This is a genomic window from Sphingomonas sp. JUb134 (genome assembly GCF_004341505.2).
In the GTDB taxonomy this organism is placed as follows: domain Bacteria; phylum Pseudomonadota; class Alphaproteobacteria; order Sphingomonadales; family Sphingomonadaceae; genus Sphingomonas.
On sequence record NZ_SLYP02000001.1, the window covers coordinates 493,164 to 516,523 of the forward strand.

20 protein-coding genes are annotated in these 23,360 nt (G+C 68.6%); 7 read left to right on the top strand and 13 right to left on the bottom strand.

The features are described from left to right. Window positions 1-182: 182 nt before the first annotated feature. The 4 genes from polA to EDF69_RS02170 form a co-directional block, all read right to left on the bottom strand. A complete protein-coding gene (polA, locus tag EDF69_RS02155; protein ID WP_132882917.1) occupies window positions 183-2,951 on the bottom strand; it encodes a DNA polymerase I in 2,769 nt (922 codons plus the stop codon). An 89-nt stretch (window positions 2,952-3,040) separates the two neighbouring features. Then, window positions 3,041-4,084 carry a serine hydrolase gene (locus EDF69_RS02160; RefSeq protein ID WP_132883003.1) on the bottom strand — a complete coding sequence of 348 codons (1,044 nt, stop codon included), beginning with the start codon at window positions 4,082-4,084 and terminating at the stop codon, window positions 3,041-3,043. A gap of 232 nt (window positions 4,085-4,316) precedes the next feature. Beyond that, on the bottom strand, window positions 4,317-5,909 hold the full coding sequence (nadB, locus tag EDF69_RS02165) for an L-aspartate oxidase (protein WP_132882918.1): 1,593 nt from the start codon (window positions 5,907-5,909) through the stop codon (window positions 4,317-4,319). Further along, window positions 5,906-6,826: an ABC transporter ATP-binding protein gene (locus tag EDF69_RS02170; RefSeq protein ID WP_132882919.1), complete on the bottom strand. Its 921-nt coding sequence runs from the start codon at window positions 6,824-6,826 to the stop codon at window positions 5,906-5,908. The genes nadB and EDF69_RS02170 overlap by 4 nt, the downstream gene beginning before the upstream one ends. 115 nt (window positions 6,827-6,941) lie before the next feature. Here EDF69_RS02170 and EDF69_RS02175 point away from each other — a divergent pair, with 115 nt between their 5' ends. From EDF69_RS02175 to EDF69_RS02195, 5 genes are all read left to right on the top strand, one after another. Further along, a complete protein-coding gene (locus EDF69_RS02175; protein WP_132882920.1) occupies window positions 6,942-7,169 on the top strand; it encodes a zinc-finger domain-containing protein in 228 nt (75 codons plus the stop codon). Between the two features lie 19 nt (window positions 7,170-7,188). After that, the gene (gene tldD, locus EDF69_RS02180; protein ID WP_132882921.1) at window positions 7,189-8,613 is read left to right on the top strand and encodes a metalloprotease TldD; all 1,425 of its coding nucleotides are present in this window, start codon (window positions 7,189-7,191) and stop codon (window positions 8,611-8,613) included. Continuing rightward, window positions 8,613-8,816, top strand: a complete 204-nt coding sequence (locus EDF69_RS02185; protein WP_132882922.1) for a putative signal transducing protein — start codon at window positions 8,613-8,615, stop codon at window positions 8,814-8,816. The genes tldD and EDF69_RS02185 overlap by 1 nt, the downstream gene beginning before the upstream one ends. A gap of 335 nt (window positions 8,817-9,151) precedes the next feature. Further along, window positions 9,152-9,490, top strand: coding sequence for a P-II family nitrogen regulator (locus EDF69_RS02190; RefSeq protein WP_125960242.1), 339 nt, complete (start codon window positions 9,152-9,154; stop codon window positions 9,488-9,490). A 14-nt stretch (window positions 9,491-9,504) separates the two neighbouring features. Further along, on the top strand, window positions 9,505-10,860 hold the full coding sequence (locus EDF69_RS02195; protein WP_132882923.1) for an ammonium transporter: 1,356 nt from the start codon (window positions 9,505-9,507) through the stop codon (window positions 10,858-10,860). Between the two features lie 290 nt (window positions 10,861-11,150). On the opposite strand, the gene rpoZ is transcribed toward EDF69_RS02195, so the two are convergent. From rpoZ to ubiG, 7 genes are all read right to left on the bottom strand, one after another. Then, window positions 11,151-11,495 (bottom strand): DNA-directed RNA polymerase subunit omega, encoded by a 345-nt coding sequence (gene rpoZ, locus EDF69_RS02200; protein WP_132882924.1) that lies wholly within the window; start codon window positions 11,493-11,495, stop codon window positions 11,151-11,153. 117 nt (window positions 11,496-11,612) lie between these two features. Next, a complete protein-coding gene (locus tag EDF69_RS02205; protein WP_132882925.1) occupies window positions 11,613-15,197 on the bottom strand; it encodes an ABC transporter permease/M1 family aminopeptidase in 3,585 nt (1,194 codons plus the stop codon). Between the two features lie 13 nt (window positions 15,198-15,210). Next, window positions 15,211-16,113: an ABC transporter ATP-binding protein gene (locus tag EDF69_RS02210; RefSeq protein WP_132882926.1), complete on the bottom strand. Its 903-nt coding sequence runs from the start codon at window positions 16,111-16,113 to the stop codon at window positions 15,211-15,213. Window positions 16,114-16,190: 77 nt separating this feature from the next. Beyond that, entirely contained in the window at window positions 16,191-17,321 is a 1,131-nt protein-coding gene (locus EDF69_RS02215) for a glycoside hydrolase family 130 protein (protein WP_132882927.1), read from the bottom strand. After that, complete coding sequence (locus tag EDF69_RS02220; RefSeq protein ID WP_132882928.1) at window positions 17,318-18,076, bottom strand: SDR family oxidoreductase; 759 nt, start codon at window positions 18,074-18,076, stop codon at window positions 17,318-17,320. Before EDF69_RS02220 ends, EDF69_RS02215 begins: the two co-directional genes overlap by 4 nt. A gap of 65 nt (window positions 18,077-18,141) precedes the next feature. Next, a complete protein-coding gene (locus EDF69_RS02225; RefSeq protein ID WP_132882929.1) occupies window positions 18,142-18,555 on the bottom strand; it encodes a DUF1810 family protein in 414 nt (137 codons plus the stop codon). Between the two features lie 4 nt (window positions 18,556-18,559). After that, window positions 18,560-19,312, bottom strand: a complete 753-nt coding sequence (gene ubiG, locus EDF69_RS02230) for a bifunctional 2-polyprenyl-6-hydroxyphenol methylase/3-demethylubiquinol 3-O-methyltransferase UbiG (RefSeq protein WP_132883004.1) — start codon at window positions 19,310-19,312, stop codon at window positions 18,560-18,562. A 61-nt stretch (window positions 19,313-19,373) separates the two neighbouring features. Here ubiG and EDF69_RS02235 point away from each other — a divergent pair, with 61 nt between their 5' ends. Next, a complete protein-coding gene (locus tag EDF69_RS02235; RefSeq protein ID WP_125960234.1) occupies window positions 19,374-20,627 on the top strand; it encodes an aspartate kinase in 1,254 nt (417 codons plus the stop codon). Window positions 20,628-20,640: 13 nt separating this feature from the next. Here EDF69_RS02235 and EDF69_RS02240 read toward each other — a convergent pair whose 3' ends face one another. After that, a complete protein-coding gene (locus EDF69_RS02240; RefSeq protein WP_132882930.1) occupies window positions 20,641-21,060 on the bottom strand; it encodes a secondary thiamine-phosphate synthase enzyme YjbQ in 420 nt (139 codons plus the stop codon). 48 nt (window positions 21,061-21,108) lie between these two features. Here EDF69_RS02240 and EDF69_RS02245 point away from each other — a divergent pair, with 48 nt between their 5' ends. Beyond that, the gene (locus tag EDF69_RS02245; protein WP_204991290.1) at window positions 21,109-22,140 is read left to right on the top strand and encodes an NAD(P)H-dependent flavin oxidoreductase; all 1,032 of its coding nucleotides are present in this window, start codon (window positions 21,109-21,111) and stop codon (window positions 22,138-22,140) included. Window positions 22,141-22,268: 128 nt separating this feature from the next. On the opposite strand, the gene EDF69_RS02250 is transcribed toward EDF69_RS02245, so the two are convergent. Beyond that, the gene (locus EDF69_RS02250) at window positions 22,269-23,291 is read right to left on the bottom strand and encodes a polyprenyl synthetase family protein (protein ID WP_132882931.1); all 1,023 of its coding nucleotides are present in this window, start codon (window positions 23,289-23,291) and stop codon (window positions 22,269-22,271) included. Window positions 23,292-23,360 lie beyond the last annotated feature (69 nt).

The following is a 23,360-nucleotide window of genomic DNA, read 5'->3' on the forward strand; positions in this document are numbered from 1 at the left end:
CGACACCTCCCCTGCTCAATATCTGACCTCCGGTGGGTCTGCGCCCCTGGAAGTCCGGTGATGATACGGATCGGCGCGCACCCGGCAAGGGTCGGTGCGTTGCGCGGCGTACAGAAGGCGGGGCGGACCCATCCGCCAGGCAGAGCCCGGGCGGCGGTGTCGGGTCCGATCCCCGCCAGCGCTTAGTGCGCCGCGCCCCAGCTTGGGCCGACGCCGATCTCGACCGCGAGCGGCACGGTGAGGATGACCGCCGGCTCGGCGGCCGTGGCCATCACCCGCTCGATCACGGCGCGCGCCGCCTCCGCATCGGCTTCGGGCAGTTCGAACACCAGTTCGTCGTGCACCTGCATCAGCATGCGGACGTTCGGCAGCCCGGCGTCGGCGAGCGCTGGCTCCATCCGCGCCATCGCCCGCTTGATGATGTCGGCGCTCGTCCCCTGGATCGGCGCGTTAATCGCCGCCCGCTCCGAACCCGCACGCTCGGCCTGGTTCTTGGACTTGATGCGCGGGAAATGCGTCTTGCGCCCGAACAGCGTGGTGGTGAAGCCGCGTTCCTTCACCCCCTCCAGCGTCTCGGCGATGTAGCGGTTGATGCCGGGGAAGCGCTCGAAATAGCGGTCGATCATCGCCTGCGCCTCGTCCGCCGACACGTCGAGCCGCCCGGCCAGGCCCCAGCGCGAGATGCCATAGAGGATCGCGAAGTTGATCGTCTTGGCGCGCGCGCGGGTGTCGCGGTTGACCTCGCCGAACAGCTCGGTCGCGGTCAGCGAGTGGATGTCGTCGCCGCGTTCGAACGCCTCGCGCAGCTGCGGCACGTCCGCGATGTGCGCCGCCAGCCGCAGTTCGATCTGCGAATAGTCGGCCGCCAGGATGACGTTGCCCGGCTCCGCCACGAACGCGTCGCGGATCTGGCGTCCGGTTTCGGTGCGGATCGGGATGTTCTGGAGGTTCGGGTCGGTCGAGGACAGTCGCCCCGTCTGCGCACCCGTCAGCGAGTAGCTGGTGTGGACGCGCCCCGTCGCGGGGTTGATCTGCGCCTGCAACGCATCGGTATAGGTGTTCTTGAGCTTGGTGAGCTGCCGCCACTCGAGCACCTTGCCCGCGATCTCGGCACCCTGCGGCTGGTCCTTGTCGGCGGCCAGCCGCTCCATCTCGTTGACGTCGGTCGAATAGACCCCCGACTTGCCCTTGCGCCCGCCCTTCAGGCCGAGGCGATCGAACAGCACGTCGCCGAGTTGCTTGGGACTGCCGATGGTGAAGGGTCCGCCGGCCAGCGCGTGGATCTCGGTCTCCAGCCCCGCGATCTGGCCGGAGAACTCCTCCGACAGCTTGGCCAGCGCCCCCGCGTCGACCTTGACCCCGCGACACTCCATGTCGGCGAGCACCTGCACCAGCGGCCGATCCACCATCTCGTACACGCGCGTCGCCGACTCATACGGCAGCCGCGGCTTGAACCGCCGCCACAGCCGCAGCGTCACGTCGGCGTCCTCCGCCGCGTAGCGGGTCGCGGTCTTCAGATCGATCTCGTGGAAACCGCGCTGGTTCTTGCCGGTACCGACCACCTCCTTGTACGCGATGCAGCTGTGCGACAGGTGCGTCGCCGCCAGCTCGTCCATGCCGTGGCCGTGGCGGCCCGCATCCAGGTCGAAGCTCATGACGATGGTGTCATCGTAGGGCGCGACGCGGATGCCGCCCTCGCCGCAGCGGGCGAGCACGATCATGTCGTACTTCAGGTTATGGCCGATCTTGAGGACCGTCGAATCCTCCAGCAGCGGCTTGAGCTTGGCGAGCGCCACCGCGCGGTCGAGTTGCTGCGGCACCTCGGCGAGCAGATCCTGCCCGCCGTGGCCCAGCGGAATGTAGCACGCGAGGTTCGGGTGCAGCGCCAGGCTGATGCCCACCAGCTCGGCGCGGGTCGCGTCCAGCCCGGTCGTCTCGGTGTCGATCGCGACCCAGCCCTGGTGGCGCGCCACCTGGATCCAGCGGTCGAGCGCGTCCTCGTCCACCACCGTCTCGTACGCGTCGTGATCGCACGGCGCGTCCGCATCGTCGTCGACCGGCGCGACCGGTGCTTCCGCGGGCGGATCGGCTACCGCCGACAGGCGGTTGAGCAGCGTGCGAAACCCGTGATGCTCCAAAAACGCGCGCAGCGGCGCGTCCGGGATGCCCTGCAGCTCCAGCCCGTCGAGCGGCTCCGGCAGCGGCACGTCGCACGCCAGCGTCACCAGCTTGCGCGACAGGCGCGCCGCCTCGGCATGCTCGACCAGATTGTCGCGCATCTTCGACTTCTTCATCGAATCGGTCGCGGCGAGCACCGATTCGACGTCGCCATATTCGGTGATGAGCTCGGCCGCGCGCTTGGGGCCGATGCCCGGCACGCCGGGCACGTTGTCGACGCTGTCGCCCATCAGCGCCAGCACCTCGCCCAGCTGCGAAGGCGGCACGCCGAACTTCTCCACCACATGGCTGGCGTCCAGGCGGCGGTTGTTCATGGTGTCGAGCATGTCGAGGCCCGGCTCGATCAGCTGCATCAGGTCCTTGTCGGAACTGACGATCGTCACCTGCCACCCTTGCGCCAGCGCCGCCTTGGCATAGCTGGCGATCAGGTCGTCGGCCTCCCAGCCCTCCTCCTCGATGCACGGCAGCGAAAAGGCCCGCGTCGCGTCGCGGATCATCGGGAACTGCGGCTTCAAATCCTCCGGCGGCGGCGGACGATGGGCCTTGTACTGGTCGTACATCGCGTTGCGGAAGGTGCTCGATGACTTGTCGAGGATCACCGCCATGTGGGTCGGCCCCTCCGCCTTGTGGAGCTCGTCCGCCAGCTTCCACAGCATGGTGGTATAGCCATAGACGGCCCCCACCGGCTCGCCATGCTTGTTGGTGAGCGGCGGCAGCCGGTGATAGGCGCGGAAGATGTAGCCGGAGCCGTCGACGAGGTAGAGATGGGGCATGGCCGCCGAGATAGCAGCGCGGCCGGCCGGTTACGAGGGGGGCATGGCGGCCGGCGGGGCGCACCCCGGGCACGGCACGTCGGGCTGGATCAGCTGCGGTTGGCGACCAGCGCGTGGACGACCTGCTGGATCAGCTGCTGGCGGTCGCGCATCGGCGCCCGCGTGTCGCCGATCAGTACTGCCACCGCATAGCTGCGGCCGTCGGGTGCCGTCAGGATGCCGACGTCGTTGAAGCCGGCGTTGCGCGACATCAGGTCCTGGCCGGTGCCAGTCTTGTGCGCCAGCGTCCAGCCGGGGGGCAGTGCCGCGTGCAGGCGCGCGCGCCCGGTCCGCGACGCCGCCATGGTGTCGAGCAGATAGCGGGTGGAGTTGGCCGAGAGCAGCTTGCCCTGCTTCAGCCGCATCAGCGCCTCGGCGATCGCGGTCGCGCCGGCACCATCGGGCGGATTGGCGACATAGGCGTTGAAGGCGGCGATCCGGACGCTCTGCGGCAAGGCGCTGCGCGCCTGGTTGAAGCCGCCGCCGAGCGAATATTCCTGCCGCCAGGTGAGCCCGGCGGTCTTGCTCTGCAGCAGCCGCTCGCCCGGGCCGAAGCGGATGTTCTGGATGCCGCGCCGCGCCAGGAACGCGCGCACCGCATTCGGCCCGCCGACATAGGTCAGCAGCCGGTCGTTGGCGGTGTTGTCGCTCATGGTGAGCGCGCGGCGCATCAGCTCGCGGACGGTGGTATGATAGCCGTCGCCCTTCACCAGCGACGCGATCGGCTGGTGGAACAGGGTCAGGTCCTCGCGCCGGACGACCACCGGGTCGTCGAGCGTCAGCTTGCCCTGGTCGAGCAGGTCGAGCGCGGTCATCGCGACCCACAGCTTGCTCACGCTCTGCTGCGGCATCGGGCGGTTGCCGTTGTAGGCGACCGTCCAGCCCTGATCGATGCTGGTGACGGCGGCGGCCGCGGTGCCGTTGAAATTGGCGAGCAGCGTCGTGATCGCGCGCGTCAGGTCGGCCGGCGCCTGCGGAAGCGGCGGCGGCGGCGGCGGGACGGGCACTGCGACCCGGTAGCTGGAGGTGGCGGAGCCCGGTGGGAGCAGCAGCGATACCGGCTGCTGCCGGGCTTCATGAACGGCGCAGCCCATCAGCACGAACGGCGCCGATCCCAGCAGGATCAGGGCCCGTTGCGTAGCGGTGAACTGCTGTCCGGACGTCACGTTTCTCTGGGCCCCTCGCACCCTTCTACCATGCTGTCACAACCCACGGGGTCGCAAGCGCTGCCGCGGAGGCCTTGCGGCGAACGACCCCTCAGCAGCGATGAATGGTGAAGATTTGCGAAAGGGCGCCGGATTCCAAGAGCTTCGGTAGCGCCGGGGTTCAGGGCACCAGCACCGTGTCGACGGCCTCCGGCAGCGTCTCGGGATAGTCGAGCGTATAGTGCAGCCCACGGCTCTCCTTGCGATGGAGCGCACAGCGCACGATCAGCTCGGCCGACTGAAGCAGGTTGCGAAGCTCGATCAGGTCCGGTGTCACCCGGAAATGGCCGTAATAGTCGTTCACTTCCTCGGTCAGCATCGCGATGCGGTGCTGCGCGCGCTCCAGCCGCTTGGTGGTCCGCACGATGCCGACGTAGTTCCACATGAACCGGCGGATCTCGGTCCAGTTCTGCTTGATGACGACTTCCTCGTCCGAATCCGCGACCCGGCTTTCGTCCCAGGGGCGGATCGGCGGCGGCGGCGCGAGTTCGTCCCAATGGGTCGCGATGTGCTGCGCCGCCGCCTCGCCGAACACGAAGCATTCGAGCAGCGAGTTCGACGCCAGCCGGTTGGCGCCGTGCAGCCCGCTCTCGGTGCATTCGCCCGCCGCATAGAGGCCCGGCAGGTCGGTACGCCCGTCCAGGTCCACGACGATCCCGCCGCAGGTATAATGCTGCGCCGGCACCACCGGGATCGGCTGGCGCGTCATGTCGATGCCCAGCCCCAGCAGCTTGTCGTGGATGTTGGGGAAGTGCCCGCGCACGAAGTCCGCCGGCATGTGGCTGATGTCGAGATGGACGTAGTCGAGCCCGAAGCGCTTGATCTCCGCATCGATCGCCCGCGCCACCACGTCGCGCGGGGCGAGTTCCGCACGCGGGTCGATGTCGGGCATGAAGCGGTGGCCGGTGCGCGGGTTGAGCAGCCGCCCGCCCTCGCCGCGCACGGCTTCCGTAATCAGGAAGTTCTTGACCTCCAGATTGTAGAGGCAGGTCGGGTGGAACTGCATCATCTCCATGTTGGAGACGCGGCATCCCGCGCGCCACGCCATGGCGATGCCATCGCCGGTGGCCCCGCCGGGCGCGGTGGAGAAGAGATAGGTCCGCCCCGCACCGCCGGTCGCCAGGACCGTCGCACGGGCGGTGAACAGCGCCACGCGCCCCGTGCCCCGGTCGAGCGCATAGGCGCCCCACACCCGGCCCGCGCCCGAATAGCGCAGCTCATGGCGGCTCGTGGCGAGGTCGACGGCGACCATGTCGGGCACCAGCGTGATGTTGGGGTGCGCCTGGGCGGCGGCGATCAGCGCCTCCTGCACCGCCCGGCCGGTGGCGTCGTCGACATGGACGATGCGGCGGTGCGAATGGCCGCCCTCGCGCGTCAGGTGCCAGCGTTCGTCGCCGTCGCCGACGTTGAACGGCACGCCGAGTTCGGCCAGCCGCTCGATCGCCGCCGGTGCGTTCTCGACAACAAACTCCACCGTGGCGCGGTCGTTGAGCCCCGCGCCCGCCACCATCGTATCCTCTATGTGGTTCTCGAAGGTATCGCCCGGCTCCAGCACCGCGGCGATCCCGCCCTGCGCCCAGGCGGTCGAGCCTTCGTCCAGCCGCCCCTTGGCAAGCACCGTCACCTGGAACCGCTCCGCCAGGTTGAGCGCGGCGGTCAGCCCGGCCGCGCCCGACCCGACGATCAGGACGTCGCTTTGGCGGGGATCGCTCACCCGTGGGCGCGCGTCAGGTTGAGGAACACGTCCTCCAGGTCGGCTTCCTTGGTGGAGACGTCGACGATGCCATAGCCGTCGCGCGTCACCGCGGCGAGCACTTCGCCCGCATTGGCCACGTCCTTGCGATAGGTGATCGCCAGCACCCGGTCGCTCTTGCGCTCGATCTTGCTGAAGCAGCTCGCCTCCGGCAGCGCGGCGAGATCACGGTCGACCGTCACCTCGACCAGCTTCTCCTGCGCCATCCCCACCAGCGCGCGGGTCGGCTCGTTGGCGATGAGGCGGCCGTGGTTGATGATCGCGATGCGATCGCACAGCTCCTCGGCCTCCTCGAGATAGTGGGTGGTCAGCACCACCGTCACCCCGGCGTCGTTGAGCTGCCGGACATAGGCCCACAGCTGCTGGCGAAGCTCGATGTCGACGCCCGCGGTCGGCTCGTCGAGCACCAGCACGGGCGGCGAGTGCACCATCGCCTTGGCGACCATCAGCCGCCGCTTCATGCCGCCCGAAAGGCTGCGGGCATAGGCGTCGGCCTTGTCCTCCAGGTGCACCGCGCGCAGCAGCTCCATCGTCCGGCGCTTCGTCTTGGGAATGCCGTAGAGGCCCGCCTGGTTTTCCAGTGTTTCGGAGGGCGTGAAAAAGGGATCGAAGGTGATCTCCTGGTTCACGATGCCGATCGATGCCTTCGCGTTGCGCGGGTGCCGGTCGATGTCGAAACCCCAGATCTCCGCCGTGCCGCTGGTCTTGCGCACGAGCCCGGCCAGCGTGTTGATCAGCGTCGACTTGCCCGCGCCATTCGGCCCCAGCAGCCCGAAGATCTCCCCGCGCGGCACGTCGAAGGTGACGCCGTCGAGCGCGCGCTTGCCGCCCGCATAGGTTTTGCAAAGGTCTCGGATGCTGATCGCGGCCTGGGTCATGGCGCAAGCGGATAGGCCCCGCGGCACGAATCGCCAATCCCCGGCGTTGCGAAACGCTGCGATCGGTCACGCTCCAGCATTGTCGAGCGCCGGGCGCCTTGCTATCGCCTCTTCCATGATTCCGCCGTCCGAAGTCCTCCGCGTCACCACCCCCCGCGTCGCTTGCGATGGTGCCGGGGAGATCGCCCCTGCGCTCGGCCACCCGCGCGTGTGGCTGCAGATCGACGAGCATGGCTATGTCGACTGCGGCTATTGCGACCGCCGCTTCGTGCTGGTCGGTGGCCCCGCGGACGGCGTCGACCAGTCGACGTTGCCCGACATCGCGTCTGGCGCCAGCCTCTAGGTCTCCTATATCGGAGGGCATGACCGCCTCCGATCCCCGCGCTTTCCTCTACCGCGACGGCTTCGACCCCGCCGCTGCCACCCGTCTCGCCGCGCGCACGCTCGCGCAGGCCGATGATGGGGAGCTCTACCTGCAATATCGCCGGGCAGAGGCATTCGGCTTCGACGACGGCCGGCTGAAGACGGCGAGCTACGACACCGCCTCCGGCTTCGGCCTGCGCGGCGTGTCGGGCGAAACCACCGCCTTCGCCCACGCCAACGAGATCAGCGAGGCCGCGATCCTGCGCGCTGGCGAGACCATGGCGCTGATCGATCCGAGCAAGGGTGCCAAGGCGCCGCCGCCGCGCGGCAACAACCGCCACCTCTATACCGAGGCAGACCCGCTCGATCTGGTGCCGTTCGCCGACAAGGTGAACCTGTGCCAGACGATCGACGCCGCCGCGCGCGCCCGCGATCCGCGGGTCGTCCAGGCGAGCGTCAGCCTCAGCGGCTCGTGGAGCGTGGTCGAAATCGTCCGCCCGGACGGCTTCGTCGCCACCGACGTGCGTCCGCTGGTACGCCTCAACGTCTCGCTGGTGGTCGAGCAGAACGGCCGGCGCGAGACCGGCAGCTTCGGCATCGGCGGCCGCTATCTCTACGACGACCTGTTCCTGCCCGAGACGTGGAACCGCGCGATCGACACCGCGCTCGCCCAGGCGCTGGTCAACCTCGACGCGGTCGATGCACCGGCCGGCGAGATGACCGTGCTGCTCGGGCCGGGCTGGCCCGGCGTGCTGCTGCACGAGGCGATCGGCCACGGCCTGGAAGGCGACTTCAACCGCAAGGGCACCAGCGCCTTTTCCGGCCGCATCGGCGAGCGCGTGGCAGCCCCCGGCGTGACGGTGGTCGACGACGGCTCGATCGCCAGCCGCCGCGGCTCGCTGTCGATCGACGACGAGGGCACGCCGACCCAGGAGAACATCCTGATCGAGGACGGCATCCTCAAGGGCTATATCCACGATCGCCTGAATGCCCGGCTGATGGGCGTCGCCCCGACCGGCAACGGGCGGCGCGAGAGCTTCGCCCATGCCCCCATGCCCCGCATGACCAACACGTTCATGCGCGGCGGGCGCGACGATCCGGCCGAGCTGCTGTCGCGGGTGAAGAAGGGGATCTTCGCCAAGTCGTTCGGCGGCGGCCAGGTCGACATCGTCTCGGGCAAGTTCGTCTTCTCCTGCACCGAGGCCTACCGGATCGAAAACGGCAAGCTCGGCGCCCCGATCAAGGGCGCGACGCTGATCGGCGACGGCCCGACCGTGCTCACCAAAGTGACCGGCATCGGCAACGACTTCGCGCTCGACGAGGGCGTCGGCATGTGCGGCAAGGGCGGACAGAGCGTGCCCGCCGGCGTCGGCCAGCCCACCCTGCTGGTCGAGGGGCTGACGGTCGGCGGCACCGCCGCCTGATGGCTCTTGTCGAACTCGGCCGCTTCGCCCGGATCGAGGCGCAGATCCTGGTCGGGCGGCTGGAGAGCGAAGGCATTCCCGCCGTCGCCTTCGACGGCGAGGCGAGCATCGCCGACGGCAGCTGGCTGCTGATCCCGACGCGGGTGATGGTCGACGACGAAGATCTCGCCGAAGCCCGCGCGATCGTCGAACGTCCGGAATGACGCGCCCCACTGCCTGATTTTTGGGCAGCTGCCTAAAGCTGCGTCGCACTTGCCTCGCATCTCAGCCCGGCGTGGGCCACATCCCCCCCGAGGCCTAATCCCGCTTCCCACCCCGTTTGTCTCGAGTAGGGATCGAGCTTGTCGAGAGCCCGTATCGAGAGAGCCACCGCAACCGCCTCTCGATACGCCGTCTCGACAAGCTCTACGGCTACTCGAGGCAAACGGGGAGGAGTGAGATGTCGATCCGCTCCTGACCGCTCGCGCCCCCTGCCCCAACCACAACTGGCACGCTGCTTGCTACGTCTCCCCTCGGGACCATAGCGAGGGGGCGCGATATGAAACTCGTCATCGCCATCATCAAGCCGTTCAAGCTCGATGACGTGCGGGAGGCGCTGACCGAAGTCGGAGTGGCGGGCATGACCGTCACCGAGGTCAAGGGCTTCGGCCGCCAGAAAGGCCAGACCGAAATCTACCGGGGCGCCGAGTACAGCACCAACATGGTGCCCAAGATCAAGATCGAGATCGTGTGCGCGTCCGACGTCGCGCCGCGGGTCGTCGAGGCGGTGCAGGCCTCGGCCAACACCGGCGCGATCGGCGACGGCAAGATCTTCGTACTCGACGTCGGCCAGGCGGTCCGCATCCGCACCGGCGAGACCGACGAGACTGCGCTGTGATGAAGGGGGACATCATGAAGCTTCCGACTGGCCTGGCGATCGCCGCGGGCACGACTCTGTTTGCCGCGCTGCCCGCCTGGGCGCAGGACGCGGCCCTGCAGGCACCGGCGGCCGCCGCGCCTGCCGCCACCGTCGACAAGGGCGACACCGCCTGGATGATGATCTCGACCGTGCTGGTGCTGGCGATGATCCTGCCCGGCCTGGCGCTGTTCTACGGCGGCCTCGCCCGCGCCAAGAACATGCTGTCGGTGATGACGCAGATCGGCGCCGTCGCCTGCCTGGCGATGCTGATCTGGGTGATCTACGGCTACAGCCTCGCCTTCGGGCCGGAGAGCGCGCTGCCGAGCAAGTTCATCGCCGGCTTCGGCAAGGCCTTCCTGGCCGGGGTCACGCCCGCGTCGCAGGCGGCGACCTTCACGGCCGGCGTCGAGATCCCCGAATATGTGTTCATCTGCTTCCAGATGACCTTTGCCGCGATCACCATCGCGCTGGTGCTGGGTTCGGTGGTCGAGCGGATCAAGTTCTCCGCCGTCATGCTGTTCGCGCTGGTGTGGCTCACCATCGTCTATCTGCCGATCGCGCACATGGTGTGGGCGGCAGGCGGCTGGTTCTTCGACATGGGCGCGCTGGACTTCGCGGGCGGCACTGTGGTGCACATCAACGCCGGCGTCTCGGCGCTGGTGCTGGCGATCCTGCTCGGCAAGCGCATCGGCTATCCGACCGAGCGCATGGCCCCGCATAGCCTGACGCTGACGATGGTCGGCACCGGCCTCCTCTGGGTGGGCTGGTTCGGCTTCAACGCCGGCTCGGCGCTGGAGGCAAATGGCTCGGCGGCTCTTGCGATGATCAACACCTTCGTCGCCACCGCCTCGGCCGGCCTGTTCTGGATGCTGGCGGAGCGCTTCTCGGGGCACAAGGGATCGGCGCTGGGCTTCTGCTCGGGCATCATCGCCGGCCTGGTCGCGGTGACGCCGGCGGCGGGCAACTCGGGCCCGTTCGGCGCCATCGTGCTGGGCGCGGTCGCCTCGATCGTCTGCTACTTCGCGGTGACCTTCCTGAAGCCCAAGCTCGGCTACGACGACTCGCTAGACGCCTTCGGCATTCACGGGGTGGGCGGCATGGTCGGCGCGATCGGCACCGCCATCGTCTACGCGCCGTCGCTCGGCGGCCCGGGTGCTGCCGACTATGACATGGGCGCCAAGCTCGGCGTGCAGCTGCTCGCGGTGGTCGTCACCATCGCCTGGGCCGCGATCGGCACCACCATCGCCTTCTTCATCGCCAAGGCAGTGACCGGCGGCCGCGTCAGCCCCGAAGTCGAGATCGAGGGCCTCGACCTCGGCGAGCATGGCGAGCGCGCCTACAACTACTGAGATCGGCGGCGGGCACGGCCCCGCCGCCCCCGACGTTCCTCCTGCGGACGACCTCGGGCCGGTACGGAAACGTACCGGCCTTTTTTTGCGCGCGGTGGGCGCAGGGAGAACGCGTGCTCCTGCGCAGGCAGGAGCCCAGGGTGACGGGCGCTGCCCCTCCTGGCTCTAGGCTCCTGCCTGCGCAGGAGCACATGCCGCAGGAGCTGCGGGAGGACGCACCCCTCTTCCGCGCAAAAAGAAAGGGCGGCCCCAGCGGAGCCGCCCTTCTTCAGGCCTTCGACGTGGAGGGATCAGCCCTCGTAGTCGCCGCCGACGTTCTGGTTGCGCGGCGGAGCGGCCGCGGTGAGACGCAGCGCCTCGGCCGATGCCGACAGCGAACCGATCTCGTCGGGCGCTTCCTCGTCGTCGATCTGCACCTTCTGCATGCTGGTGATGACCGCTTCCTTGAGGTGGTCCGGCCGAACCGTCTCCTCGGCGATCTCGCGCAGGGCGACCACCGGGTTCTTGTCGCGGTCGCGCTCGAGCGTCAGCTCGGCACCGCCGGAAATCTGGCGCGCACGCTGGGCTGCCATCAGCACCAGGTCGAACCGGTTGGGGATCTTGTCGACGCAATCCTCGACGGTGACGCGCGCCATGGTCGCTTCCTCAAATAATGCACGGAGCAGGAAAGGCGTGGCGCCTATCCCAAACCCGCGCAATTGTCAATTTTTTTCAGGCGCTCCGCCGGGGGAGCGCCCCCCGGCGTACCCGCCCTACTCCACCGCCCCGACATTGTCGTCGCTGTTGCGGTCGATGTACTTGTTGTACGGGTCGACCCCGGCGAACGCCGGTCGCTTCGCCGTCACCAGCCGCAGCTGCTGCACGCCGCTGCGGACCGGCCGCCGCTCCATCACCAGCACGTCGCCGCGATCGAACGATCCCAGCCCCGGACGCGCGGTGAACAGCCCCACGTCGATCTGGTCGTCCAGCGCCGCCTGCGTCTCCTTGCCTCGGCCATCGGCATAGGCCTTGCCGCCCTCGATCGTCAGCACCGTCTCATAGCGTCCATCGGGCAGCTTGCGGGTCTTGGCCTCCTTGAGCTTGAGGTCATAGAGGGTGATGCGGTCGAACAGGTCGTCCACCAGCTGCCGCTCGCCCGCATTGCGCGCCAGTCCGCGGAAGCCGTCGACCAGCTCCATCGAGTTGGCATAGGGCGCACCCTTGAACCGGTGGCGGTCGAGCAGCGTGCGCAGCATCGCGTTCACCCGCTCCTCGCCCAGCCGGTCCTGCAACAGGTACAGCACCACCGCGCCCTTGCGGTAATGGATGTACCCCTGGTTCTCGACCCGATCGAGCGGCAGTTCCTCGATCGCCTCGCTGCCGCGCGAGCGCAGATAATTGTCGAGCTCGTACTTCAGGAAGCGGCGGATCTTATCCTCGCCGTACAGGTGCTTCATCACCATCAGGGCCGAATATTGCGCCATGGTCTCCACCAGCACGGTGCCGCCCTGCTGGTCCGCGCTGATCAGCTGGTGCGCCCAATATTGGTGGCCCAGCTCGTGCGCGGTGACATAGGTGACATAGTCGATCTCGTCCGGATCACGAGTATCGGCGATGAAGCCGATCTTCTCCGAATAAGGCACCGTCCCCGCGAACGCCTGGGCGAAGCTGTCATAGCCCGGGAACTCGATGATGCGGGCATAGGTGAACTGATAGGGCCCGAACGCCTTGTCGTAATAGCCGAGCGACAGCTTCATCGCCTGGAGCATCCGGTCGACGTTGAAGCCGTGGTTCGGCTGGTAATAGACCTCCAGCTGCACCGGCCCCTGCCGGTCCCGCCGCACCGCATAGTCGGCGGACTGGACCGAGAAGAAGGCCAGGATCGGCGCCGTCGAGACGAAGTGCGCGGTCCGCCGCCCGCCCTTTGTCACGTCGGATACCCGCCGGCCGGGTGCGATCGGCACCTGGGGCGCATCGGTGGTGACGGTGATGTCCGAATTCACCCAATCGGCATTGGCCAGATAGTTGCGCTGGCGGGCGGACACGTCCTCCAGCTTGGCCATGCGCAGCTCCGACGGCAGGCCGTAGCGGCGGCGGGTCACCCGATCGGTCAACAGCCCTGCCCGGTTCATCCCCAGCTGCGGCGCGAAGTCGAAGTTGTTGAGGAAGCTGCCATTGGCCACCAGCCGCGTATCCTCGCCGGTGGCGCGGAAGCCCCGCTGCGATCGTTCCGTGCGGAACTGCAGCGTGCCGGTGGCGCCCGGCGCGAGTGGCCGGTCGAAGTGGTAGAGCCGGTACTGGAACTCCGCGTCGTTGCTGGCGAGTTTGGCGCCTGGAACCGTTACTGAGGCAAGCTTGGTGTCCGCGTCGGGCAGCCGCACGTGCAGCGTATCCAGCGGGAGGCCGGTGTCGTTGACGAAGCGATAGACGCCGTCGACCGTCATCCGCCGCTCGGACGGGTGCAGGTCGATCGCCAGCCGAACGTCGGTAAGCGAAGGCTGCACGACGTTCTCGTAGCGCAGGTACTTCTTCTCATACTCCGCCATCCGCTGCTCGTTGGCATCGCGGGTGCGGTATGGGTTGAGGACGTTGGTGTTGTAGAAGATGAAGGCACCGACCCCCACGAACGCCACCAGCGCAACGCCGATGATGACTCCCGGCACGCCGCGCAGGCGCGCAGGCACCCGCCGCAACCGCGGCAGCAGCCGGGTTTCGGTCCCGCGCCGCCACAGCAGATGGGCAAGCGTCGCCAGGATCACCGCCGCGGCCCCCCAATAGAGGCGCACCCACCATGCGGCGGCACCGCCGATCTGGTCGCCATTCATGTCGGACAGCTGCGGCGTCGGCCCGCCGCCATAGAGATAGAGCGGATGCTCGTAGCCCAGATTGCTGAGCGTCAGCGTGGCCACGATGTAGACGACCATGATCGCCCAGCCGACGTATTTGTTCGGGCTGAGCGCCTGGACGAACACCGACAGGATCGCCAGCAGCACCATGTCCACCGTCTGCGGCAGCAGGTACCAGCGCCAATATTCGCCGAGCGACACCTCGCCGCCGCCGCGGATCAGCTGCACCAGGATCGCCGCCACCGCCGCCGCCAGCAGGGTGGTGAACAGCACCCCCGTCACCGCCAGCGCCTTGGGCACCATATAGGCCCAGTTGGGCAGCGGGGTCGCGTCGATGATCTCGTGGATCTTGCGGTCGCGGTCGCGCCAGACCAGCTCGCCCGCATAATAGATGGCGATGATGATCGGGATCAGCCCGAAGCCGCCGGTCAGCGTCTCGATCAGCGCGAAGGTGAGCGGTCGCGCCGGCGTGCCGTAGATCTCGCCCGCGAACAGCAGCGCGCCGACCGTGTTGAAAAGGCCGACGACCAGCAGCACCAGGAATGCGGGGCTGCGGAACACCTGCGCCATCTCGAAGCGACAACGGGTGAGGAGGCGCGCCCAGGTCGCCCCGTCCGGCTGGGGCGCGGGCAGCCGATCGACCAGCCGCGGCGCAGTCTGGCCCAGCTTCGCCTCGCGGCGTGCCTGCTTGCGCAGGCGGCGCTTGGAGATGCCGCGCTCGGCAAAGCGGAACCGCCCCACGGCGAAGCCCAGCGCCGCCAGCGCGACGCCGATCCAGATCAGCCGGTTGGCAAGCAGCGCACCGTCCAGCGGCGGCAGGATCGCATTCCGCTCCGCCGCGGTGAAATAGCGGGTCGCGTTGCTGATCGCGGCGACGCCGAAGGGCTCGACATAGGCCGCGACCTGCCGCCACTCGGGCTGCTGCCCGATCATGGTGCTCATCACGGCATAGAGCACCAGGAAGACGATCACGCCGACATAGCTGCCCATCATCGATCGCGTGACCGTCGCCACCGCAAAGAAGATCGCCGCGGTGAGGAACAGGTTCGGCAGCGCCACCACGAAATAAGCCCAGGCGAAGGCGCCGGGGATCGTCGGCCCCAGTCGCTCCGGATCGATCCAGGGCATCAGCGATCCGACCCAGATCGCCAGCGGAATCGCCAGGAACGCCACCGCTGCGGCCAGGAAGGCGCCGGTGAAGCGCCCCATCAGATACTGGAACCGGGTGACGCGCGTCGTGCGCACCATCGGGCCGAAGCCCGACTCATCGTCGCGCACCACCACGTTCGCGACGAACGCGGTCGTCACGAACATGAAGAACAGCGAAAAGATCGCGTGGACCTGGACGATGGCAAAGGGGCTGTTGGCGTGGACGTTGCCGCCCGCGCCGATCTGGATGTTCTCGCTCGCGACCGACCCGAAGGTCAGCAGAAAGAAGAGTGCCGCGACGACCCAGAACACCGGGCTGCCGAACTGGTAGCGGAGTTCGAACCCCGCGATCTTCCGAAACATGGGCGCCCTCCCCTCAGGCCGCGACAGCGGCGGCGGTGTCGACGGGACGGCGGGTGCGCGCCAGGGTCGCGAAATACACGTCCTCCAGTCCGCCGCGCACCGGCTCGAAGCCGTTGCCGGGATCGACCTCGGACAGGATGTGGACGATGGTCCGCCCGGCGAACAGGCGGGTGGAGATGAGTTCGTAGCGCTCCCGAACCTCTGCCAGCTCCTCGCGCCGGATCGCCTTGGCCCAGACGGTGCCACGCGCCTGCTCGATCAATTCGAGGGGCGCGCCTTCCAGCCGGATCTTGCCGCCCGCCAGCACCGCCATGCGCGGGCAGAGATCCGCCACGTCCTCGACGATGTGGGTGGAGAGGATCACCACGACGTTCTCGCCGATCTCGGCAAGCAGGTTGAGGAAGCGGTTGCGCTCCTCCGGGTCGAGGCCGGCGGTCGGCTCGTCGACGATGATGAGGCGGGGGTTGCCGATCAGCGCCTGGGCGATGCCGAAGCGCTGGCGCATGCCGCCCGAAAAGCCCGCAATCGCCTTCTTGCGGACGTTCCAGAGATTCACCTGGTTGAGCAGCGTCTCGACCGTCGCCTTCCGGTCCGCGGCCGACGCAATGCCCTTCAGCACCGCCATATGGTCGAGCATGTCGTAAGCCGACACGCGCGGATAGACGCCGAAGTCCTGCGGCAGATAGCCCAGCGTCTCGCGCAGCCGCTCCGGCTCGGCGATCACGTCGATGTCGCCAAAGGTGATGCTGCCGCTGGTCGGCGTCTGGAGCGTGGCGACGGTCCGCATCAGCGTCGACTTGCCAGCACCATTCGGCCCCAGCAGCCCGAACATGCCGGTCGGTACCGACAGGCTCACGTCATCCAGCGCGCGCGTCCCGTTGCCATAGACGTGGCTGACGTTGCGTAGCTCCAGCATTCTCATTCCCCTCACCCCGAGGAGAGGATGCTAGCGCGGTGTCCTACTTCACTAAAGCAGTTTTTTGAGCAGCCGTGTCAGGCAAAGACGGACTTCGGGATATGCGTGATTCGACACGCCAGATCCGCCTCTCCGGACGCGACCACATAGACGTCGCCGTGCTCCGCGATGCCGGTGGTGAACACCACATCGCGCACGTACATCTGGTCCTCCAGCGGCCGGGTGAGCGCCGGGTTCGCCTCCAGCAGCGGCGGGTGCTGGGTGGCGACGGTGCGGCTCGGATCGTCGGCGTCCAGGATCGTCCAATAGGTGCGATAGATGCCGACGATCTCGTGCGGCTCCACCCCGTGCCACAGGCTCAGCCAGCCGCGCTCGGTGCGGATCGGCGGGGTGCCGCCGCCCATGCGCGCGGTGGCGACCGTCGCGGCATGCGGGCGGATTCCCGGTTTGCGGCACGGCTTCCAGTGCAGCAGGTCGGGCGAGGTGGCGAGATTGATCGACGGCCCAGCGCGCCACTCGCTATCCGGCGGATAGGCGAAATACAGATCGCCCAGCGGCCGGGTCTGCGCCCAGTAGCGGCCGCCGACCTGCCCTTCGAAGATCAGCATGTCCTTGTTCTGGTGGTCGAGCACCATGTCCTCGAACCGCCAGTCGAGCCCGTTGTCCGAGCTGTACAGCGTGGTCGAATGCCGCTCCGGGCTGACCGAGCAGGTCGTCATCCAGTAGCGATCATCGACGCGGCTGATCCGCGCATCCTCCACGCCATAGCATTGCCAGCTGCCCTGCGGCGCCACCGCCCGGTCGTAATGCACGGCGACCACCTCCAGCCCGTCGGGCGAGAGTTCGACCGGCAACAGCCACGACAGCGAGGTCAGCGCCATCACCCGCCACTTGTTGCCCTGGAGCAGGAACTTGCGCGGATCGGCGGTGTCCGCATGCTCGAGCGGCCAGCCGTCGAGCACATAGCGGCCGGCGCTCCCCTCCTCGCCTTCCCAGCGGATCGCATGGACCTTGCCCCCGCGGATCGGCTTGCGCAGCGCCTCGGCCACCCGAACCATCATCAGCAGGTTGCCGCCCGGCAGCCGGGTCAGCCCCGGATTGAACGCACCCAGCACATAGGTTTCGGCGTCGAGATGCCCCGCGAGCGGCGACCGCGAAAGGTCGACGTCGTCGGGGGTGAAGACCAGCCGGTCGACGTCGAAGTTCATTCGGCCGCCTGCGCCCGCGGTGTGATCACCACCTGCTGCACCACGGTGCGGCGCGGCTGGGTGAGCATATAGTGGACGCCCACCGCGATGTCCTCCGCCCGCAGCATCGTCTCCTCGCGGATCTGCTCGCGCTGCTTTTCGACCGGCACGTCGGGCAGCTGCATGTCGGACCCGGTCTTACCCGGCTCCACCAGCCCGACCCGGATCCCCTTCGGTCCCAGCTCGCGCCGCAGCGCCTCGGAAAAGCCGGCGATGCCCGCCTTGATCCCGGCGTAGATGGTCGAGCCCGGGCCGAGCACATGCGCGCTCATCGACCCTACCAGTACCAGGTCGCCCTCGCCTTCCAGGAGTTCGGCCGCGGCGTGAGAGCCCAGCAGATAGGCGGTGAAGTTGAGCGCGATCGCGTGCCGCAGCTCCGCCTCGCTCGTCTCCGATATGCCGGACGCGGCGACGGCGGCGTTCAGCACCACGGCGTCCAGCCCGCCCAGCCGCTCGCGCGCGATCTCCAGGAAGCCGCGGGCATGGTCCGGCTCCGCCAAGTCGAGCACCGCGCCGTCGCCCTCGCCCACCTCGCGGATGCGGGCGAGCGCATCGGCCAGATGGTCCGAATCATGCCCGCACACGAACACCTGCGCGCCTTCCGAGGCGAGCAGCACCGCGATCGCACGGCCGATGCCGGTGGTGCCACCGGTGATCGCCACCCGCCTGCCGGCAAGCGATAGGACCTCGGTGTGGGCGTCTCGAATGTCGGTCATGCGGGGCTCCTTGGCGCGTTGCCCGCAAACAAAGGATCGCGCCGCGCGAAGTTCCCGCGGCCGCGTCAGCCGATCCGGCGCACCGTCTCCGGATCGCGCTGGCCCGAGAAGAAGGCGTCCAGCACCGCCGCGAACACCAGCTCCTCCGGCGCCACCGCTGCGAACAGCGTCATCGACGACCGCAGCTTCACGGCATCGATCCCGCCCAGCATCGCCTCGGCCGATCGCCCGCGATGCGCGAGCAGCGCCGCCGCCGCTTCGCGCAGCCGGGCTCCCAGCAGCGGATGCGCGAGATAGGCTCGCACCTCGGTCACATCCGAAATCGCATAGAAGCGCGCAGTCTCGCTGCGGCCGAGCCCGGCGATCTGCGGGAACACGAACCACATCCAGTGGCTGGTCTTGCGCCCCGCCTTCAGCTCGGCGAGCGCCTGCGCCCACACGCCCCCCTGCGCGTCGACGAAGCGGTCGAGCGCCGCCACCGCCTCAGCCCCTCCAGGCTGTCACGAGATAATCGAGCCGCGTGTCGTCGGAGATGGTGAACCCGCGCGACGCCGAGAAGGAAAGCCCGCGCACCTCGCCCACCGTCAGCCCTTCGGCCCGGAGCAGCGCGGTGAGCTCGTCCGGGGTCAGGAACTTGTCCCAGTCGTGCGTCCCGCGCGGGATCGCGCCGACGCCCTCGGCCAAAGTGATCATCGCCAGCCGCGACAACGGCGTGCGGTTAGGGGTGGAGACCACCATCAGGCCGCCCGGCGCCAGTGCCCTCGCGAGGCCAGCCACAAAGGCAGCGGGATCGGCGACGTGCTCGATCACCTCCAGCGAGGTGACCAAGTCGAACTGCCGCCCGGCCACCGCTTCCACGCCGCCCGCGACATAGTCGATGGCGAGCCCCTGCGCCTCGGCATGCGCCCGCGCCGCGCCGATGTTCTCCGGCGCCGCATCGACGCCGGTCACCGCCGCGCCCAGCCGCGCGAGCGGCTCGGCGAGCAGCCCCGCGCCGCACCCCACGTCCAACGCGGTGCGGCCAGCGAGCGGCGTGAAGCCCTGCCCGTCGCCATCCCAATGCGCGTCGATCGCCTGGCGCAGGAAGCCCAGTCGCGCGGGGTTCAGCCGGTGGAGCATCGCCGAGGATCCGTGCGGGTTCCACCAGTCCGCAGCCAGCTTGCCGAAATGCGCGGCCTCCGCCGCCACCACGCTGCCGTTCGCTGCCCGCGCTTCGGGCGCCGCGTCGCTTGCCATAACCATGACGCCTCCCTATCAGCGCAACCCGACGTTCCCAAGGGGGTGAGGCGCTCGGTACATGGCACGCATCGTGATGAAGTTCGGCGGCACCTCCATGGCCGGGATCGAGCGCATCCGCAGCGTCGCCCAGCGCGTGAAACGCGAGTGGGAAGCCGGCAACCAGGTCGCCGTCGTCGTCTCCGCCATGGCCGGCGAGACCGACCGGCTCGTCAATTTCTGCCGCGAAGCCTCGTCGCTCTACGACCCGCGCGAGTATGACGTGGTGGTCGCCTCGGGCGAGCAGGTGACGAGCGGGCTGCTCGCCATCGCCCTCCAGGCGATCGGCGTGCCGGCGCGCAGCTGGCTCGGCTGGCAGCTGCCGATCCACACCTCAGACGCCCATGCCTCCGCCCGCATCGGCGAGATCGACACCCAGGCGCTGCTCGCCGCCACGGCCGGTGGCGAGGTCGCGGTGATCCCGGGCTTCCAGGGGCTGGCCGACAATGGCCGCGTGACGACGCTCGGCCGGGGCGGATCGGACACCTCGGCGGTCGCGGTGGCGGCCGCGATGAAGGCGGACCGCTGCGACATCTACACCGACGTCGACGGCGTCTACACCACCGATCCGCGCATCGTGCCCCGGGCACGCAAATTGAAGCGGGTGACGTACGAAGAAATGCTGGAGCTCGCCAGCGTCGGCGCCAAGGTGCTGCAGACGCGCTCGGTCGGGCTCGCGATGAAGGAAGGGGTCCGCGTCCAGGTGCTGTCGTCCTTCGCCGATGCGGATGCGGCGGCGGAACCGGGCACGATGATCGTGGGCGAAGAGGAAGTGGACGAGATGGAACGCCAACTCATTACCGGCATCGCGCACGACAAGAACGAGGCCAAGATCACGCTCACCGAGGTGCCCGATCGCCCGGGCGCGGTGGCGGCCATCTTCGGCCCGCTCGCCGACACCGGCATCAACGTCGACATGATCGTGCAGAACGTGGCGCATTCGACGGGCTCGACCGACGTCACCTTCACGATTAACCAGGCCGAGCTTCCCCGCGTGCTCGATGTACTGGACCGCGAAAAGGGCAAGATCGGCTACGACCGGCTGGTCCACGACACCCGCGTTGCCAAGATCTCGGTCGTCGGCGTCGGCATGCGCAGCCATGCAGGCGTTGCCTCCACCATGTTCAAGACGCTGGGCGACCGCGGCATCAACGTGCAGGCGATCACCACCTCGGAGATCAAGGTCAGCGTGCTGATCGAGGAAGACTATACCGAGCTGGCGGTGCGCGTGCTCCACACCGCCTATGGCCTCGACGCGGAGGATACCGCCGCCTGATCGGGCGGCGGCGCTACTCCCCCAGCAGGTGCAGCGCGATCCGCCGCCGGTGGGGCGCGCGGCGGTGCTCGAACAGATAGATCCCCTGCCAGGTGCCGAGCACCGGACGGCCATTCGCCACGGGAATCGACAGCTGCACTCCCGTCAGCGCCGTCCGCAGATGCGCGGGCATGTCGTCCGGCCCCTCGTCGTCGTGCACATAGGCGGTGCGATCCTCCGGCGCGATGCGGCTGAAATAGGCCAGGAGATCGTCGCGTACCTCCGGCGCCGCATTCTCCTGCACCAGCAGCGACGCCGAGGTGTGGCGACAGAACAGCGTCAAGAGCCCGGTCGTGATCGCGTGTTCGGTCACCCAGGCGCATACGTCGCGCGTCACCTCCACCAGCCCCGGCCCCCGCGTGGGCACCTCTATCTCGCCGATCGCCTGCCGCATCGTCTCGTCTCCTTTGCTCAACCTCGCGCGCTACGCTAGGGGCGCGAAATGACTACCACTTCCTCCGTCGGCGCCGAGCGCCTTGCCCGCCGCATGGCCCGCGGCGCCGCCTTCCTCGGCACCGAGACCGCGATCCTGTGCGGCGCCATGTCCTGGGTGTCCGAGCGCAACCTCGTTGCCGCCATCTCCAACGCCGGCGGCTTCGGCGTGATCGCGTGCGGCGCGATGACCCCCGAGCTGCTCGACGCCGAGATCGCCGCCACCAAGGCGCTGACGGCCAAGCCGTTCGGCGTCAACCTCATCACCATGCACCCGCAGCTGATGGAGCTGATCGCGGTGTGCGCAAAGCACCAGGTCGGCCATGTCGTGCTCGCGGGCGGGCTTCCGCCGGCTGGCAGCCTCGACGCGATCAGGGCGTCGGGCGCCAAGGTGATCTGCTTTGCGCCCGCACTCGCGCTTGCGAAAAAGCTGATCCGCTCCGGCGTCGACGCGCTGGTGATCGAGGGGATGGAGGCCGGCGGCCACATCGGCCCGGTCTCCACCAGCGTGCTCGCGCAGGAAATGCTACCCGAGATCGCCGAACAGGTCCCGGTATTCGTCGCCGGCGGCATCGGCCGCGGCGAGGCGATCGCCGGCTATCTCGACATGGGCGCCGCCGGCGTCCAGCTTGGCACGCGCTTCGCCTGCGCGACCGAGTCGATCGCGCACCCCAATTTCAAGAAGGCGTTCTTCCGCGCCTCGGCCCGTGACGCGGTCGCCAGCGTCCAGATCGACCCGCGCCTGCCGGTGATCCCGGTGCGCGCGCTCAAGAACGCCGGCTCGGAGCTGTTCACAGCCAAGCAGCGCGAAGTCGCCCAGTCGCTCGACGAGGGCGCGTTGGCAATGGCCGAGGCGCAGCTCCAGATCGAGCATTACTGGGCGGGCGCGCTGCGTCGTGCGGTGATCGACGGCGACGTCGAGCATGGCAGCGTGATGGCCGGCCAGTCGGTCGGCATGGTCAAGACCGAGGAACCGGTCGCCGAGATCATCGCCACGCTGATGGAAGAAGCCGCGGCGGCGCTGGAGAAGCGGGCGGCGTAAGGGCCGCTTCCTCCCCCCTCCGAACCGTACCCCGGCGGAGGCCGGGTTCCGGTTGAGAAGGCTCGGCGGATGAAGCGCCTGCATCGGCCGCTATCCCACCTGGGCCCCGGCCTCCGCCGGGGTACAAGTTAGTACGCCCGGGCGACCGCAAACTCGACGGCCTCGACCATCGTGTCCTTGGCAGCACCGTCGGCGAACGGCGCCAGCGACTCGATCGCCCGCTGCCCATAGTGCCGCGCCCGCGCCATGGTGTCCTCCACCGCCCGGCTGCTGCGCACCAGCTCCACCGCATGGGCGAAGTCGGCGTCGGTCGCGCGCCTGCCCGACACCGCATCCCGCCAGAAGCCGCGCGCCGCCTCGTCCCCGCGCGCATAGGCCAGGATCACCGGCAGCGTCATCTTGCCCTCGCGGAAGTCGTCCCCCGCGTCCTTGCCCATGGTCGACGCGTCCGAGACATAGTCGATCGCATCATCCACCAGCTGGAAGGCGATGCCCAGGTTGCGGCCATAGGCGTCGAGCGCCAGTTCCTCCGCCTGCGGCCGGTCCGCGACCACGCCCGCGATGCGGCAAGCCGCGGCAAACAGCGCGGCGGTCTTCGCGCCGATGATGTCGAGGTAGCGGTCCTCGTGCAGGTCGACGCGGCGCACGGCGGTCAGCTGGTTGACCTCGCCCTCCGCGATCACCGCCGAGGCGTTCGACAGGATCTTGAGCGCGGCGAGGCTGTCCGCCTCGACCATCAGCTCGAACGAGCGGCTGAACAGGAAGTCGCCAACCAGCACGCTCGCCGGATTACCCCAGATGATGTTGGCGGTGCGCTTGCCCCGACGCAGGTCCGATCCGTCGACCACGTCGTCGTGGAGCAGCGTCGCGGTGTGGATGAACTCCACCGCCGCTGCGAGCAGGTGGTGGCGCGTGCCGTGATAGCCCAGCAGCTGCGCGCTCGCGAGCGTCAGCATCGGGCGCATCCGCTTGCCGCCGCCCGAGATCAGGTGGCCGGCCAGTTCCGGGATCAGCGGAATCTTGGAATGCATGCGATCGACGATCACCGCGTTGACGGCCGCCATGTCCTCGGCGACGAGCGTCATCATCGGATCGAGCGACGGGTCCTTCACGCGACCGGTCGGGGTGAGGCGGTGTACGGTGGCACTCATGCCACGCCGATGTGGCTGCAACGCGGGGCGAACGCAAGGCCGGCGGGCTTGCGTAACCCGGAAAGCGAC